The organism is Sphingomonas sp., assembly GCF_029239295.1.
Classification (GTDB): domain Bacteria; phylum Pseudomonadota; class Alphaproteobacteria; order Sphingomonadales; family Sphingomonadaceae; genus Sphingomonas.
Genome location: NZ_JAQZBC010000002.1, coordinates 426044 through 442545, shown reverse-complemented (window position 1 = coordinate 442545; position 16502 = coordinate 426044). Strand labels below are relative to the sequence as shown.

Here is a 16502-nt window from a genome sequence, read left to right as displayed (position 1 = left end):
CGGCGGTGCTGCGGGGCCGTTTGATACTGTTCTGGAAGGAAGTGACGCCATGTCTGCTGCCTATATCGTTGATGCCGTTCGCACGCCGCGCGGGGGCGGCAAGCTGGGTAAGGGCGCCTTGACCCACCTCCATCCCCAGCATCTTGGCGCCACCGTGCTGAAGGCGCTGCGCGAACGCAATGCACTGGATACCTCGCGTGTCGACGACATCATCTGGTCGACCAGCCAGCAGCGCGGGAAGCAGGGCGGCGACCTAGGGCGTCTGTCGGCGCTGTATGCAGGCTACGATACCCAGGCGTCCGGCGTGACGCTGGACCGCTATTGCGGTGGCGGGATCAGCAGCGTCGGCTTTGCCGCATCGCAGATCATTGCGGGGTTCGAGGATGTGGTCATCGCGGGGGGCACCGAGATGATGAGCCATCATGCCGAGGCGGACGGGTGGGAGCAGGGTACGCCCTTCGCCGAGCTTGGCCGTGCCAAGGGCAATTACGCGCTCTATGACGAACACCCGATTTCGCATGTCGGCGTCGCCGCGGATGCGATCGCCGCAATGGAAGGGATCAGCCGCCAAGAGCTTGATGCCTTTGGCGCCGAGAGCCAGCGCCGCGCCGCGATTGCCATCACCGAAGGGCGCTTCGATCGCAGCATCGTTCCCGTCTACAACGACGATGGGACGCTGGCACTGGACCGCGACGAATATCCGCGGCCGGAAACGACGGCGGAAAGCCTCGCGGCGTTGAGGCCGAGCTTCACCGCTATCGCCAACGTGCCTGCCTCGCCCGATGGCACGACGATGAAGCAGATGATCCAGCGCAAATATCCCGATCTGGATTGGGAGCCCGCGCATCATGCTGGCACATCCTCGGGGGTGGTGGACGGATCGGCGGCGCTCTTGCTCGCTTCTGAAGAAGGGCTGCGGGCAAACGGCTGGAAAGCGCGGGCCCGGATCGTTACCGCGATCAACCAGGGCGATTGCCCCACCCTGATCCTGAACGCGCCGGTGCCCGCCGCGCGCAAGGCGCTTGAGCGTGCCGGGCTGACGGTGGCGGACATCGACGTCTGGGAGATAAACGAGGCATTCGCCGTCGTGACCGAGAAGGCGATCCGGGATCTCGGGCTCGACCGAAACAAGGTCAACATCAACGGCGGTGCGATCGCGCTTGGCCATCCGATCGGCGCCACCGGATCGATGCTGATCGGAACGGCGCTGGACGAGCTGGAGCGTTCTGGCGGCCGCTATGCGCTTGTAACGCAATGCGCTTTTGGCGGGATGGCGCCAGCGATCATCATCGAGCGGCTGGAAGGCTGACCGACCGGGGCTAGCCAGTCGCGGCTACGTGCGAGGAGGGATCGTTGCGGAACGGGCCGTCTGGCGCTTCGTTGCCTTTGGCAGGACATCAGCGAACCATGGTCACGGAGGCTGTGGTTCGCAGCCGGAGGTGACGATGAGCAGCAAGCAACCAATGCAGGCAGACGGCGCCGGGAGCAAAGCGGCCCACGGCGGGACCAGCGGCGAAGAGCCGGGCCAGGAGAAGACGGGGGGCGAAAGCCAGGGGGCGGCGTACCCCAATCCGCATACCGGCAAGAAGGGCGGCAAGTTTGACGGTGGGCAGTCCGGCCGGGCCTATCACGGCACCGGGCAGCTGGGTGATGAGAAGACCGGCGAACAGCCGAACGCCGGATCCACCGAGTAGCTATTCACGCCGGTCGGACCTGCACCGACGGGGCAATCGTCCGTAAAAGGGAGGGTTGCCGCGGCCGCCCCCTGGGGCAGTTTGGCCTCGACCGGGTCAGCGCCGGCGCAGGATCGGCCTGTATGCGGCGAAGATTGGCCAGTTGATGTGCGCGTTGCCGCACGAGCCGCTCGACCGGCAGAACCATGACCCGAAAAGCGAAAGGCCGCCCTCTTTCGAGGACGGCCTTTCCATTGTCAGCCGTTCAAGGCTTTCGTCAGGCGGCGACCATCTCGGTGGAGGTCGCGTTCATCGAGTGGGCCTTGAGTGGCGTGGGACAATGAGACATTCGACCACCTCCTTTCAGTTGTTGCAGGGTAGCAGCGATGTAGAAATCATCGTTGCTGTTTCAAGAGGTTAGCGGCGCGGGCCCAGCCTACGCCGCTGATGATCACACCTTGGCGGCGGCGGCCCCGCTGTCGGCGTAGAGCGTGGCGTAGCGACGGGTAACCATGGGCAGCGATTCGTCGATCCAGGCTGCCATCGCCTCTTCCTCGCCGAGCGACTGCTTCAGCAGCGGGGTGGCGGTGGCGAAGCCGCCGTCGTCGGCCATGACGAGCAGCGATTTGTACGCCGCGATCTCGAAATGCTCGAACGCGTAATTGGCGAAGCTGTTCTTGACGATCTCGTCACCGGCGATGCTGTGGGTCATCGCCGCCATGCTGCCCGACATGCTGAGGCCGAGATCCTTCAGCGTCGAGCTGCTGGTGTCGAAGCCGGCGAGGATTTCCTCGAGCCGCGCGATCTGACCGTTCGTTTCCTCGATATGGGCGCGCAAGCGATCGGCGACCTCGGGATAATGTTCGATGCGGGCGACCTGCGGGGTCATGATCGACAGGGCCTGCTTTTCCACCGCATGGGCATTGACGAGGCCGGTGATGAACAGTTCGCGAAGTACGTCGTGATTGGGCATCGGGCTACACTCCTTGCGTTTCAGCCGGTCACGATCGCGGTCGGTAAAGGCGTCCAGAACGCTGTCCGGACGCCTGCCGTCCCCTCGATCGTCTGCAGTTCCCAACCCACGAACGTGGCGATCGTCTCCGACCAAAGCCGCGGAAATACTGGCAAAACAACTAACTCAGATCAGGGGGCAAAGGGCTGGGCGGTTCGCGCCAAGATGATCGGACATGCCGATGTCGCGATTTGTTGCATACGCGGAACGCTCGCGATCTGCCGCATTTGACCGCAAACAACGCTTGAACTTTTAGCGTTCTGGCACGTACCGCATCATTGATGCCTGCCTCGCACGAACCGTCCGATCCCACCAAGCACACCGATTCCCAGGGGGCGGGCCAGGCACGCGGGCGGCCGGCCGCCGGCACGCTGGACGACGGCAGCACCGAGACGACCCAGGCGCCCGGGCTTCACCATTGGCGTGAGAGCACGATCACCGATCCCGATCTGCAAAATCGCGGCGGCGTTTTCTTTGCCGCGATCGAGATGACGCGGATGCCGATGGTGCTCACCGATCCGAACATCGACGACAATCCCATCGTGTTCGCCAACAAGGCGTTCCTCGACCTCACCGGCTATGAGGAAGAGGAAGTGCTGGGGCGCAACTGCCGCTTCCTGCAGGGCGCCCAGACCGATCGCAATTCGGTGGCCGAACTGCGCGAGGCGGTGACGACGAACGGATCGGTTGCGCTGGAGATACTGAACTATCGTCGTGATGGCACACCGTTCTGGAACGCGGTGTTCGTCGGTCCGGTCTATGACACCGCCGGCAAACTGCAGTTCTTCTTCGCCAGCCAGCTCGACGTCACGCGGCGGCGCAACACCGAGCAGTCGTATCGCCAGGCACAGAAGATGGAGTCGATCGGCCAGCTGACGGCCGGGCTGGCGCACGATTTCAACAATCTGCTGCAAGTGGTGAACGGCAATCTGGAGCTGGTCACCACGACCGACGATCCCGACCGGGTGAAGCGATATGTCGCGGCAGCGCAATTGGCGGCGGAGCGCGGCGCCAAGCTGACGCGCCAGCTGCTGGCCTTTGCGCGCAAGACGCGGCTGGAGCCGCGCGCGGTGAACCTGACCCAGCTGGTGTCGGAATTCAGTGATCTGATCGACAGTTCGGTCAACAAGCAGGTCGACATCCATTTGAGCCTGCGCCGCGGGCTTCCCTATGTCGTGCTGGATCCCGACCAGCTCGAAATGGCGTTGCTCAACATCGTCAACAATGCGCGCGACGCGATGACCGACGGCGGGCTGGTGACGATCGCCACCCGCCCAATTCGCCTGACCGAAGAGTCCGTTCTCGCCGATCTGGAACCGGGCGACTACGTCGTGTTGGAGGTACAGGACGACGGCCCGGGAATGGACCCGGCGGTGGTCGAACGGGCTACCGAGCCGTTCTTCACCACCAAGGGCGTCGGCAAGGGCACCGGCCTGGGACTGGCGATGGCGAGCGGCTTCGTGCGCCAGTCGGGCGGCCGGCTGGAGATCGAATCCACGCCGGGAGCGGGAACGGTTGTTCGCATGCTGTTTCCGGTGCGCAAGGATGTGGAGGCCGAGCGGCCGCGCGCGGCGCCGCGGAGCGAGCCGGATACCGGCGGCTTTAGCGGGCCGGCGCACATCCTGGTGGTCGAGGACAATGAAGAGGTCCTGACGCTGGCGCGCGAGATCCTGGAAGGCGCAGGGTATCGGGTGTCGACCGCGATGACCGGCGATGATGGCCTGCGTCTGTTCGACGAAGTGCACGCCGAAACCCGCATCGACCTGTTGTTCACCGATCTGGTGATGCCGGGCGGGATGAACGGCCTGATGCTGGGTGACGCGATCGTTTCGCGCGATCCGTCGGTGTCGATCCTGATGACGACCGGCTATAATGAGGAACTGGTCGTCGACGGCCGGCGCGCGCGGGAATCCGACGTGCTGAGCAAGCCGTATCGTCACGCCGAGCTGCTCGATCGCGTGCGGCAGGCGCTCAATCGGCGCGGCGAAGGCGGCGACCGGCGTCGACGGTCCGATTTCGGCGCCGCGCAGGCCTGACCATCCGATGCCGCGCGCGCCGGCCAGTAGATTGAAAAGCCCCAACCTTTCCGCAGCGTGATTGCCTGTGCCCGCCGCCGGCGTCTAGCGGTCAGGGCACGTCGGGCACTTGCCCCTGGCCCGATCCGATTTGGCCGATCGTCCGACGGTTCAACCGCTGACGCCATGTGAACGGGCCTCCCCGTTGGTCGCAAGGGCGATGGAATGGACGCCCGAACGATGGATGATCGCTGGTCCGACATGGCCGAGTTGATCGCGGCACACCGCGAGGTGGCTGGCCTGCTGATCGGCGCACTCACCTTTCTGGAATGTACCGCGGCCGTCGGCGTCCTATTTCCGGCGACCGCGACGATGCTGGCAATCGGCGGAATGGTCGGCGCGCGGTTGCTCGATCCCCTCGTCATCGGGCCGCCGGCCATCGTCGGCGCGATCCTGGGTGGGTGGCTGTCGTTCCGGGTCGGCCGTTGGTTGGGCCCGCGGATACTGTACCGCCCGCCGTTCCGGCGGCATCGCGCCGCGGCGGCGCGCGCGCGGCTGCTGTTCAGCCGGCACGGCGTCGTGCTGCTGCTGGCAGCGCGCTATTATGCGCCCGCACGGGCGACGGTGCCGATGGTGGCCGGCATCCTGAACATGCGTCGGGCGCGTTTCCACCTGGCCGATGCGGCCGCGGCGGTGCTGTGGGTCGTGTCGCTGCTGACGATCGGCAGCCTCGCCGCTGCGGCGCTGGACGAGGTGGAGATTGGCGGCACGGGAAAGCTGATCCTGTTCGCGGTGATGGTGATCGCGACCAGCGCGCTCAGCACCGCCGCGATGAAGCGATTGTTTGCAGGGGAGCGGACGCGAGCACGTGGGGGCGACGCGGCGCGCGGGGCGATGCGCCCGTGACGCTTGCCTTTGCCGCCGAGATTCCCGCCGCGGCGGATCGCGTCGCGATTATCCGCAACATCTACAGCCGGCACAACAAGCGCCGGGTGGGCATCGGCGCGCCGGCGATGGTGGCTGGCCTGCGCGTCCACGAACCGGCGAACAAGACCGCGCTTCAACGCCATCTCTCACGGCTGGCAAGCGAGGGTGTCGATGCGCTGATCGTCGATGGCGGCGACGGGACGATCCGCGATGTGCTGACACTGGGCATCCCGCTGTTCGGCCACAGGATGCCGGCGATCGCGCTGGCGCCATCGGGGAAGACCAATGCGCTGGCGCACGATCTGGGGATCGGCGAGCGAACGCTGGAGCAGACCGTCGGCGCTATCGCGCGCGCTCGCCGGGTGACGCGGCGCGCGCTGGCGGTGACGCGCGCTGGCGAGCGGCAGGTGCTGCACGGCTTCCTGCTGGGCAGCGGCGCGTTCGTCCGTGCGACGGCGCTGGCGCAGCGGGCGCATCGGTTCGGGGCGTTCAATGGCGTGGCGGTGGGGATGTCGCTCACCTCGGTGATCGCCCGCACGCTGTTTGGCGGCGACACGGGGGTGTGGCGGCGTGGTGAGCCGATGACGTTCCTGAGCAATGACGGGGTCGGTACGACTGTCCCGACCTATCTGTTCATGGCGGCGGCGCTGACCCGCTTTCCACTGGGGCTCGCGCCGTTCGGGCGAGGGGCGTTTTCGGACGACCGTGTGGCGAGCCTGGCGATCGAGGCGCCGCCGCGGCAGTTGCTTCGGCATCTGGCGCCGCTGTTGCGCGGCACCGACGATGCGGCGCTGGCGCAGGCGGGGTATCACCGGTGCCGCGACGGCGAGGTGATGCTGGAAACGCAAAGCGGCTTCGTGATCGATGGCGAGCGATTCGAGGGCGGACGGATCGCCGTCCGGCGCGGGCCGGAAGTCACCTTCATTGCCGGTGACTGACAGCGGCCAACGTTGAAACGTGCCAATGTTTGCGACGAGTCAATCCGGGTTACGGCACCGTCCAGCTTATCATGCGTTATTGATCCGAAGCGACCCTAATGACGGGGTGCCGCAAGGAGAATGACCATGGGTGAAGCCACCGACAAGCTCGCGGCTGCTGGCAACAAGCTGGCTGGCAATGTCAAGGAAGCCGTGGGCAAGGCCACCGACAATCCCGACCTCGCCGCCGAGGGCAAGGCCCAGCAGCTCAAGGGCACTGGCCAGGACGTGAAGGGCAGCGTCAAGGGCGCGCTGGGCGACAAGATCTGATGCTGTTGGTCTGCCGCAGCGGGAAATCCCCGCGCGGCGGACCGGTCAGCTATCGGTCGGCGTCGCCGGCACGCGCGGCAGGATGATCCGTACGAGCAGGCCGGGCGTATTATCGGCAAGCTCGATCGTCCCGCCGTGCGAGGCGACGATCGCCGCCACCAGGCTGAGCCCCAGGCCATGGCCCCCGCCGCCGCTGCTCATCCGTTCGAACGGCTGAAGCGCGCGGGCGCGATCGGCGGCCGGGATGCCCGGGCCGTCATCGGCGATAGTCAGTTCCACCATGGGCGCCGAGGCGGTGCCGCCAGCCGCCAGCGATAGCGTGATGCGCGCGCCGGGCGGCGTGTAGCGCAGCGCATTTTCCAGCAGATTGACGACGATCTGGGCCAGCAGATCACGGTCACCGTTGACGGTGATCCCCGGTTCCAGCCGCGTGACGAGCGTGCGCCGGCCATCCTCGGCCGCCAGCGCATAGCTTTCGGCCAGCGCCTCCACCGTGGCGGTCAGCGCGACGGGGCGGAAATAGGCGCGCAGGCCACCTGCCTCCACCTCAGCGATCCGAAGCAGCGCCGCAAACAGCGACAGGATCGAATCGATATCGGCGATCGAACGTTCGATCGCGGCTGCCTCCGCCGTTCCCTCGCCAGCGTCGGCCAGCGATTGCTCCATGCGCAAGCGCAGCCGCATGATCGGGGTGCGCAATTCATGCGCGACGTCACTCGACACGCGGCGCAGGTTGACGATGTGCGCGGCGTTGCGATCGAGCATGTCGTTCAGCGTGGCGGCGAGCTTGTCGAATTCGTCATTCTGGCGGCTGACGGGGATGCGCGCGTCAAGCTGGCCGCGGCTGATCGCGGTGGCGATCCGGTTGATGGTGTTCAGCCGCCCGATGATGGTGCGCCCGAACAGCGCGCTGGCGGCAACGGCGATGGCGACCAGCAGCGCCAGGCCGAGCGCGAAGAGGAACAGCAAGCGGTTGCGCAATTGCACCGGCAGGTCGGATTCCATCGCGATGGTCAGCCGCTCGCCACCCGGCAGCCGGGTGACGAGCGAGCGGGCGGGGTGCCCCTCGCCATCGGGGTCGCGGAAACGGATGTCGTGCCACCCCTCTGCCAGCGGCTCGGTGACGAGCTCCCCACCGAGCGTGCGGCCGTCGGCCGTGGTCAGCAGATAACCGAAGCTGTTGACGCCGCGATCGTCGCGGCGGCGCAGCGCATCGACGAGCGCGGGCCGGCCGCCCTCCTCGGCGACCGTGCGCAGTGCGCGGGTCTCGGCGACGATCTGCGCGTCGAGCTGTTCGCGGACCACGTCGGCGCCCAGCAAATAGGCGCCGGCACCGAGCAGCAAGGTGACGAGCGCGAAACCGGCCGTGAAGAACAGGGTGATCTGCCGGACGGTATGCGCGCGTTCAGGCATCCGGGTTCAGCCGATAACCGACGCCGCGCACCGTCGTGACGGCATCGACCGCGAACCCGGCGTTCAGTTTCTGCCGGAGCCGGCTCATGTGCGTTTCGACGATGTTGGTCTGCGGATCGAAATGGAGGTGCCAGACCTGTTCCAGCAGCATCGTGCGCGACACCGTCTTGCCATTCTGGCTGACCAGCCGTTCGAGGAGCGCGAATTCGCGCGGCTGGAGAACGATGCGCTGATCGCCGCGCCACACGTCGCGGCGAAGCCGGTCGATGCGGATGCTGCCGCAGGTGGCGACTTCCTGAAGGTTCATGCCTCGGCGAAGCAGCGCCTCCACCCGCGCGATCAGTTCGGCGACGGCGAACGGTTTTACCAGATAATCGTCTGCGCCGGCGCGAAGCCCGGTCACGCGATCCTCGATCGAGCCAAGCGCGGTGAGCATCAACACCGGGCCGAGATAGCCCCGCCCGCGCGCCTCGATCACCATCGAGACGCCGTCGATGTCGGGCAGCATGCGATCGACGATAAGGAGATCGGGGGCATCCGCCTGAAGGCTGCGCAGCCCCGCCTCCGCGCTGATTTCGACGACCACCGAATGTCCTTCGGCGGTCAGGGCATCATTGATTCGTGCGGCTGCTTCCGCCTCATCCTCGACAATCAGCAATCGCACGCGTCACCTCCCGCCGTGGCCCATCGTGTTCCTAAACCGTGTTGGCCCGCATCGCGCGGCGGAATCGTTGCAAATTCCCAATGTTTCGGCACTGCGATTGTGAGCGCGCCTGTGGCTGCCTAGTGCCGCAGCCTCGTGACTTGTGCCTTGCCCTCCGCCGCGCGCCGTCGCGGCGATATTCCCCGGAGTTTCCGACTTGGATGAAGCGATTGGCCGCGTTGCCTCCTTTATCGCCGATCATGCCGGCTGGGCCGGGCCGATCGTGATGCTGCTGACCTTTGGTGAATCGCTGGTCGTCATCGGCATGCTGATCCCGGCCACCGCATTGATGATCGCGATCGGCGGGATGATCGGGACCGGGCTGCTTGATCCGGCAACCGTGGTGATCTGGGCGATCGTCGGCGCGGTGCTGGGCGACTGGGTGTCCTATGCGCTCGGCCGCTGGGCCGGCCCGGCCGCGTTCCGGCGCTGGCCGCTCAACCGCTATCGACTGGCGGCGGCAAAGGCGCGGCTGGTGTTTCGCCGTTATGGCGCGGCGTCGATCCTGCTCGGCCGGTTCCTGGGACCGATGCGTTCCACCGTGCCGCTGGTCGCCGGGGTGCTGGGCATGCGCCAACGCACGTTCCAGATCGCCAATGTCGTGTCCGCGATCCTGTGGGTGCCCGCGCTGCTGCTGCCCGGCTACCTGGCGGCACGATCGGTCGGGGGTGTGCAGATCACCGAGATGCACCTGCTCGCCGTAGCCGGAATCGTCGCGGTCATCACGCTGGGCGGCAGCGCGCTGAGCGTCCGTTTCCTGCGGCGCGGGATGGCGCCGCGTGAACGGCGTCCGCTGACTCCGCGCACCGTGCAGCACGATCCCTCCTGAGCATGGAGAATAGCTGGATCGAAGCGGCGATCCTCGGGCTGGTACAGGGGCTGACCGAGTTCCTGCCGGTTTCGTCGAGCGCGCACCTGCGCATCGTCGGTGCGTTGATGAACCCGGGGACGGACCCGGGCGCCGCCTTCACCGCGATCACCCAGATCGGCACCGAACTGGCGGTGCTGCTGTATTTCCGCCGCGACCTGTGGCGCATCGCCACCGCATGGCTGGGCGCGCTGGGCAAGCCATGGCGGGCGATGGATTCCGATGCGCGCGCGGGCTGGCTGGTGCTGATCGGCACGGTGCCGATCGTGCTGCTGGGCCTGTTGTTCAAGGATGCAATCGAAACGGTGCTGCGCGACCTGCGCATCACGGCAACGATGCTGATCGTGTTTGCGCTGGTACTTGGCCTGGCGGACCGCATCGGTGCGAAGCGACGCCCGCTGGAATCGATGACGCTGCGTGACGGCGTCCTGCTGGGCTTCGCGCAGGCGATGGCGCTGATCCCCGGTGTGTCGCGATCGGGCGGCACGATAAGTGCCGGCCTGCTGCTGGGTTATACGCGTGAGGCGGCGGCGCGTTATTCGTTCCTGCTGGCAGTTCCTGCGGTGCTCGGCTCCGGTTTCTACCAGCTGGCGAAAAGCTGGGGCGATTGGGGCCCGATTGGACCGGGCGAGACGGCGCTGGCGACGCTGATCGCCTTTATCGTCGGCTATGGCGTAATCGTCGTGTTCCTGCGGCTGGTGAGCACGCGCGGCTATTGGCCGTTCGTGATCTACCGCATCGCGATCGGCCTGGCGGTGTTCGCGCTGGTCGGCGCCGGGATCATTCCCGCCACCGCCTGAACCTGGCGCGCCCGCCACTTCCCCGTCGCTATTCCACTGGACTTGGGCAGCGCGGGGGCTAGCGTGCGCGCCGGACAAGAGGGGGTTGGGCGATGAAGCCGACGGTAGTTTGTGCGCTGTTGGCCATGCTTCTCGTCCCGGCCAGCGTATCCGGCGACAACAGCCCCCGCGTCACGATGGCCACCCCCGGCGGCAGCGGCGGGACGATCGATCGCTTCACGATCCGGTTCAGCCAGGCGATGGTGCCGCTGGGCGATCCACGCGCGCCGACGCCGCTTTCCGTCACCTGTTCGATCAACGGCGAAGGGCGCTGGGTCGATCAGCAGACCTATGTGTGGGAATTCGCCAGCCCGCTGCCGGGCGGCACCAGTTGCGAACTGAAGACACGTGAGGGGCTGAAGAGCGTCAGCGGCTATGCCCTGCCGGGGCAGCAGAGCTTCACCGTCGACGCCGGCGGTCCGCGCGCGCGCGCCGTGCTGCCCGCCAGCCGAAGCGACGATATCGAGGAAGATCAGGTGTTCCTGGTCGCCGCGAACATGCCGGCCGCGCGGTCTTCGATTGCCGCCAACGCTTATTGCGCGGTGGATGGGATCGGCGAAAAGATCGCGGTCGACGTGCTGCCCGCCGATGTGCCGGGCAAGGTGCTGGCCGGCCTGGGCAGCGACCGCTGGGAAGTGCGCAGCTTCCTGGAAAATGCCGGGCTGCCCGACACGCTCCCCGACAATGCGGCCGAGCGGCAGAAGATGCTGGCATCGGTGACGGCGCTGCAATGCCGGCGACCACTGCCGCCGGGGCGCGACATGGCGCTGGTGTGGGGCGGCAAGATCGCCGGTGCGGGCGGCAAGCTGGCCGGCGCTGACCAACGGTTCGACTATAGCGTGCGGCGGCCGTTCACCGCCCGCTTCGAATGCAGCCGCACCAATCCGCAGGCGGGATGCAGCCCGGTGCAGCCGGCGCATGTCCGCTTCACTGCGCCGGTGCCGATGAGCCTGGCAGCGGCAATCCGCCTGATCACCGCCGACGGCAAGCAGATCGCGCCCAAATTCTCCGACGAGGCGCGCCGCAACGCGACCGTCAGCGAGGTAACCTTTGCCGCGCCGCTGCCGGCGGGCACCACCGGCAAGCTGGAGATCCCCGCCGGGATCAAGGATGAGAGCGGCCGCGCGCTGGCCAATGCCGAGCGTTTTCCGCTCGACGTCCGCTTCGACGTGGCGCCGCCGCTGGTGAAGTTCGCCGCGACGTTCGGCATCCTTGAGGCCAAGCAGGGCGGGGTATTGCCGGTGACGGTACGCGACGTCGAGCCAGAGCTGCAGGGCCGCGGCGTGGCGGTAACGGGCGAAAGCATGCGCGTCGCCGGGAGCGATGGCGAGATCGCGCGATGGCTGCGCGCTGTCGAGAGCGCCGACGAAACCAACATCGAAACGATCGAGCGGGGATCGGAGACGATCCGTATCAATCGCACCGGTGAGAAATCCATTCTGCCGCCGGGCGCGGGCTCGCCGATCAAGGTGCCATTGCCGGGCAAGGGCAAGGAATTCGAAGTCGTCGGCATCCCGCTCGGCAAGCCGGGCTTCTACGTCACCGAACTGGCCAGCCCGACGCTGGGCCGCGCGCTGCTGGGACGCGATCAGACGCGCTATGTGGCCAGCGCCGCGCTGGTCACCGACATGGCGGTGCATTTCAAATGGGGCCGCGAACGAAGCCTCGCCTGGGTGACGCAATTGTCCGACGGCAAGCCCGCGGCCAATGCGCTGGTGCAAGTGACCGACAGCTGCACCGGCAAGCTGCTGGCGCGCGGGATGACCGATCGCACCGGCGGGATGTTCGTCCCCGCGGGACTGCCAGAGCCGGAAACCTATTCCAATTGCGAGTCCGCGGATTCGCCCCACGCGCTGATGGTGTCGGCGCGGCGCGGCCACGATTTCAGCTTCACGCTGAGCGATTGGGGCGACGGCATTCGGCCGTATGATTTCGACCTGCCTTACGGCTATTCGGCGCGCGGCGAGATCATCCACACCGTCTTTGATCGCGCGCTGGTGCGGCAGGGCGAGACGATCAACATGAAGCATATCCTGCGCCGCCCGGTCGGCGCGGGTTTTGCACTGGCACCCGGTGTGCGCGGCACGCTGAAACTGTCGCATCGCGGATCGGATACGCAGTTCGACCTGCCGCTGGCGATCGACGGCAACGGCATCGGCGAGAACAGCTGGGCCGTGCCCAAGGGCGCGCCGATGGGCGATTACGACCTGTCGATCGTCGCCGACAATCGATCGATCGAGACGAGCCAGTCGTTCCGCGTGGACGAATATCGCCTGCCGACGATGCGCGCGACGATCACCGGGCCGAAGAACGCGATGGTGCGCCCGGCGAGTGTCCCGCTGGACCTGTACGTCGGCTATCTGTCCGGGGGTGGCGCCTCCAACCTGCCGGTCGACCTGCGCGTCGGATGGTTCGCGCGCAGCGCGACGCCCGAGGGCTATGACAATTTCACCTTTGGCGGGCGCGCGGTGGCCGAGGGGGTCAAACCGCTGAACGGCGATGGCGAGGAGGAGCGGACCGAGCTTCCGCCGACCCAGACATTGCCGGTTCGCCTCAACGGTGACGGCACTGCGCGACAGACCATCGACGTGCCGCAGACGCTGGACGGCGCGGCCGACATGCGCGTTGAGATGGATTATCAGGATGCCAATGGCGAGACGCTGACCGCGTCGCGCACCATCCCGATCTATGCCTCCGGCGTGCAGCTGGGCATCCGCACCGACGGCTGGCTGATGAAGCAGGATGACCTGAGGCTTCGCTTCGTCGCGCTGGATACCGCGGGCAAGCCGATCAAGGGGCAGAAGATCAAGGTGGCGCTGTATCGCCGCGAGGTGCTGACCGCGCGGCGGCGATTGATCGGCGGCTTCTACGCCTATGACAATCAGATGCGCACGACGAAGCTGGACGCCAGCTGCTCGGCGACGACCGACGCGCAGGGGCTGGCGCAATGCACCGTCGACCCGGGGGTGTCGGGCGAGGTCTATGCCGTGGCGACGACCACCGATGCCGACGGCCATGTCGCGCGCGCGGTGCGCAGCATCTGGCTGGCGGGGGACGACGATTGGTGGTTCGGCGGCGACAATGGCGACCGGATGGACCTGGTCCCCGAGCAGCAGACCTACAAGGCGGGCGAGACCGCACGGTTCCAGGTGCGCATGCCGTTCCGCGAAGCGACCGCGCTGGTGACAGTGGAGCGCGAGGGCGTGCTGACCAGCTTCGTCACACATCTGTCGGGCAACGACCCCGTTGTCTCGGTGCCGATGGACGGAAGCTTCGCGCCCGACGTGTTCGTATCGGTGATGGCGGTGCGCGGCCGGGTGGAAAGCGGCCTGTGGACGTGGATCAACCGCATCGCGCACACGCTGGGCCTGTCGAGCAAGCCCGATGAGGCACAGGCGCCGACCGCCTTGGTCGACCTCGCCAAGCCCGCCTATCGCATGGGCATGGCCAAGGTGAAGGTCGGCTGGGAGGCGCATGAGCTGCGCATCGGCGTGAAGCCCGATCGCGAATGCTATGCGCCGCGAGACACCGCTCAAGTGACCGTGCAGGTGCGCCGTCCCGATGGCACGCCGGCGCGCGCGGCCAACGTCGCCTTCGCCGCGGTCGACCAGGCGCTGCTGCAACTGGCGCCCAACGAAAGCTGGAACGTGCTGGCCGCGATGATGGGCGAGCGGCCGCTGTCGGTGCTGACCTCCACCGCGCAGATGCAGGTGGTGGGGAAGCGGCATTACGGACGCAAGGCGGTGGAAGCCGGCGGCGGTGGCGGCGATGCCTCCGCGTTGAACCGCGAGAATTTCGAACCCGTGCTGCTGTGGCGCGGGCGCGTGGCGCTGGACGAACAAGGACGCGCGCGCATTCCGGTGCCGCTGTCGGATGCGTTGTCCTCGTTCAAGCTGGTGGCGATCGCCACCGACGGCGCGCAATTGTTCGGCACCGGCAGCGCAGACATCCGTACCGCGCAGGACCTGTCGGTCTTTGCCGGCCTGCCGCCGCTGGTGCGAACCGGCGATTTTTACTCGGCCGCCTTCACGCTGCGCAACGGATCTACCCGGCCGATGACGGTAACGGCCAATGTCGATGTCTTCCCGCGCGTGGCCGCCGGACGGCCGCTGACGGTGACGATCCCGGCCGGCGGGGCCAAGGCGGTGGCGTGGAATTTGACCGCGCCGGAGGGGCATGATCGCCTGCGCTGGCAGGTGAGTGCGCGATCCACCGATGGCCGCGCGAGTGACCGGCTGACGGTGACGCAGGATGTGGTGCCCGCAGTACCGGTGGAGATATGGGCGGCGACGCTTGCCCGCGTCGGCGGGGACACGCAGATCCCGATCACGCCGCCGGCGGGTGCGCTGCCCGGACGTGGCAATCTCACCATCCGGCTTGACGACAGCCTGGCGCCGCCGCTGCAGGGCGTGCGCGATTATATGGCGGCCTATCCCTATCAATGCTTCGAACAGCGGCTGTCGCGTATCGTGGTGCTGGGCGATGGGCCCGGATGGAGCCAGCTGGCGGGTGAACTGCCGACCTATCAGGCGTCCGATGGCCTGCTGCGCTACTTCCCAGGCGAGCAGCTGAACGGTTCAGAAGCGCTGACCGCGTACGTCCTGTCGATGACGGGCGAGGCGGGGCTGGCGCTGCCCGATGCCGCACGCGCGCGGATGATCGAGGCGATGAAGGCGGTGATCGACGGCCGGTTGCGGCGCGAGGATTATGGCGACGTACGGCTGCAGCGCGTCGCGGCCCTGGCGGCGCTGGCGCGCGTCGGCGCGGCAACCCCGGCGATGCCGGGGCAGATCGGCATGCCGATGTCCGAGATGCCCACGGCGACGCTGGCCGATTACCTGGCCGCGATCGAGCGCATCCCGGGGCTCGCCAACGCGCCGGCGCTGCGCGCGGAAGCCGAACGCGTGCTGCGGACCCGGCTGGTGTTCGAAGGGACGCGGCTGGACCTGTCGGACCAATCCTCCGCTGCCTGGTGGCTGATGTCGTCGGGCGATGAGGCGGCGATCAAGGCGACGCTGGTGACGCTAGGCCGGCCGGGGTGGCAGGACGACGCGCCGCGCATGATGGTGGGCACGGCGCTCCGCCAGAACCGTGGGCATTGGGATACGACCACGGCCAACGCATGGGGCACGGTGGCAGCGCGCAAGTTCGCCGCGCTGTATCCGGCCGAGGCGATCGGTGGGACGACGACGCTGAGCTACGCCGGGCGGCAGATCGCCAAGGGCTGGCCGCTCGGGACCGGGGCACGCAGCGCCTCCTTCCCGCTGGCCGCCGCGCCGTCGCCGCTTCGGCTGGCGCAATCGGGCGGCGCGGGGCCGTGGGCCAATGTCTCCGTATCCGCAGCGGTGCCGCTGACGAAGCCGCTCGCCGCCGGCTATCGCATGACGCGGCAAGTGAGCGTGGTTCAGGCGCGCAACCCAGGCCGGCTGACCCGCGGCGACGTGCTGAAGGTGACGATCGCGGTCGATGCCTCTGCCGAGCGCAACTGGGTGGTGGTGAACGATCCGATCCCGGCGGGCGCGACGATCATCGGCGATCTGGGCGGGCAATCCTCGATGCTCCAGTCGGGTAACGACGGGGAAGGCGTGTCGCCCGCCTATGTCGAGCGTGGGCGCGACGCCTGGCGCGGCTATTTCGCCTGGGTGCCGCGCGGGCGGTTCGAGGTGTCGTACAGCCTGCGGCTGAACGGCGCTGGCCGGTTCAGCCTGCCGCCGAGCCGGGTAGAGGCGCTCTATTCGCCATCGATCCGCGCCGCCGTGCCCAATGTGCCCGTCGTGGTCGCTGCCCAGTAACGTGGCGGCGAGC

At 67.4% G+C, this 16502-nt stretch carries 12 protein-coding genes; 9 read left to right on the top strand and 3 right to left on the bottom strand.

Annotation, left to right across the window (positions count from 1 at the left end; all coding sequences use genetic code 11):
• Positions 1-49: 49 nt before the first annotated feature.
• Complete coding sequence (locus tag K0S66_RS03620; protein WP_301073747.1) at positions 50-1309, top strand: acetyl-CoA C-acetyltransferase; 1260 nt, start codon at positions 50-52, stop codon at positions 1307-1309.
• 136 nt (positions 1310-1445) lie between these two features.
• The gene (locus tag K0S66_RS03615) at positions 1446-1694 is read left to right on the top strand and encodes a hypothetical protein (protein ID WP_301073745.1); all 249 of its coding nucleotides are present in this window, start codon (positions 1446-1448) and stop codon (positions 1692-1694) included.
• A gap of 430 nt (positions 1695-2124) precedes the next feature.
• On the opposite strand, the gene K0S66_RS03610 is transcribed toward K0S66_RS03615, so the two are convergent.
• The gene (locus K0S66_RS03610; RefSeq protein ID WP_301073744.1) at positions 2125-2646 is read right to left on the bottom strand and encodes a ferritin-like domain-containing protein; all 522 of its coding nucleotides are present in this window, start codon (positions 2644-2646) and stop codon (positions 2125-2127) included.
• Between the two features lie 320 nt (positions 2647-2966).
• On the opposite strand from K0S66_RS03610, the gene K0S66_RS03605 reads away from it, so the two are divergent.
• The 4 genes from K0S66_RS03605 (at position 2967) to K0S66_RS03590 (ending at position 6874) form a co-directional block, all read left to right on the top strand.
• Entirely contained in the window at positions 2967-4721 is a 1755-nt protein-coding gene (locus K0S66_RS03605) for a histidine kinase famiy protein (RefSeq protein ID WP_301073743.1), read from the top strand.
• 204 nt (positions 4722-4925) lie between these two features.
• Positions 4926-5606, top strand: a complete 681-nt coding sequence (locus K0S66_RS03600) for a DedA family protein (protein ID WP_301073742.1) — start codon at positions 4926-4928, stop codon at positions 5604-5606.
• Positions 5603-6565 carry a diacylglycerol kinase family protein gene (locus tag K0S66_RS03595; protein WP_301073741.1) on the top strand — a complete coding sequence of 321 codons (963 nt, stop codon included), beginning with the start codon at positions 5603-5605 and terminating at the stop codon, positions 6563-6565. Before K0S66_RS03600 ends, K0S66_RS03595 begins: the two co-directional genes overlap by 4 nt.
• Before the next feature lie 126 nt (positions 6566-6691).
• Positions 6692-6874, top strand: coding sequence for a CsbD family protein (locus tag K0S66_RS03590; RefSeq protein ID WP_301073740.1), 183 nt, complete (start codon positions 6692-6694; stop codon positions 6872-6874).
• Positions 6875-6919: 45 nt separating this feature from the next.
• On the opposite strand, the gene K0S66_RS03585 is transcribed toward K0S66_RS03590, so the two are convergent.
• Complete coding sequence (locus K0S66_RS03585) at positions 6920-8287, bottom strand: HAMP domain-containing sensor histidine kinase (RefSeq protein ID WP_301073739.1); 1368 nt, start codon at positions 8285-8287, stop codon at positions 6920-6922.
• Positions 8280-8951 (bottom strand): response regulator transcription factor, encoded by a 672-nt coding sequence (locus tag K0S66_RS03580; RefSeq protein WP_301073738.1) that lies wholly within the window; start codon positions 8949-8951, stop codon positions 8280-8282. The genes K0S66_RS03585 and K0S66_RS03580 overlap by 8 nt, the downstream gene beginning before the upstream one ends.
• Before the next feature lie 196 nt (positions 8952-9147).
• Here K0S66_RS03580 and K0S66_RS03575 point away from each other — a divergent pair, with 196 nt between their 5' ends.
• From K0S66_RS03575 to K0S66_RS03565, 3 genes are all read left to right on the top strand, one after another.
• A complete protein-coding gene (locus tag K0S66_RS03575; RefSeq protein ID WP_301073737.1) occupies positions 9148-9819 on the top strand; it encodes a DedA family protein in 672 nt (223 codons plus the stop codon).
• A gap of 2 nt (positions 9820-9821) precedes the next feature.
• Positions 9822-10658, top strand: a complete 837-nt coding sequence (locus K0S66_RS03570) for an undecaprenyl-diphosphate phosphatase (RefSeq protein WP_301073736.1) — start codon at positions 9822-9824, stop codon at positions 10656-10658.
• 92 nt (positions 10659-10750) lie between these two features.
• Positions 10751-16489 (top strand): Ig-like domain-containing alpha-2-macroglobulin family protein, encoded by a 5739-nt coding sequence (locus K0S66_RS03565; RefSeq protein WP_301073735.1) that lies wholly within the window; start codon positions 10751-10753, stop codon positions 16487-16489.
• Positions 16490-16502 lie beyond the last annotated feature (13 nt).

What these genes read in the sequence shown, in the direction of transcription:
- K0S66_RS03570 (WP_301073736.1), top strand. Translation starts at nt 9,822, where the DNA reads ATGGAGAATAGCTGGATCGAAGCGGCGATCCTCGGGCTGGTACAGGGG.
- K0S66_RS03590 (WP_301073740.1), top strand. Translation starts at nt 6,692, where the DNA reads ATGGGTGAAGCCACCGACAAGCTCGCGGCTGCTGGCAACAAGCTGGCT.
- K0S66_RS03565 (WP_301073735.1), top strand. Translation starts at nt 10,751, where the DNA reads ATGAAGCCGACGGTAGTTTGTGCGCTGTTGGCCATGCTTCTCGTCCCG.
- K0S66_RS03620 (WP_301073747.1), top strand. Translation starts at nt 50, where the DNA reads ATGTCTGCTGCCTATATCGTTGATGCCGTTCGCACGCCGCGCGGGGGC.
- K0S66_RS03610 (WP_301073744.1), bottom strand. Translation starts at nt 2,646, where the DNA reads ATGCCCAATCACGACGTACTTCGCGAACTGTTCATCACCGGCCTCGTC.
- K0S66_RS03605 (WP_301073743.1), top strand. Translation starts at nt 2,967, where the DNA reads ATGCCTGCCTCGCACGAACCGTCCGATCCCACCAAGCACACCGATTCC.
- K0S66_RS03615 (WP_301073745.1), top strand. Translation starts at nt 1,446, where the DNA reads ATGAGCAGCAAGCAACCAATGCAGGCAGACGGCGCCGGGAGCAAAGCG.
- K0S66_RS03585 (WP_301073739.1), bottom strand. Translation starts at nt 8,287, where the DNA reads ATGCCTGAACGCGCGCATACCGTCCGGCAGATCACCCTGTTCTTCACG.
- K0S66_RS03600 (WP_301073742.1), top strand. Translation starts at nt 4,926, where the DNA reads ATGGACGCCCGAACGATGGATGATCGCTGGTCCGACATGGCCGAGTTG.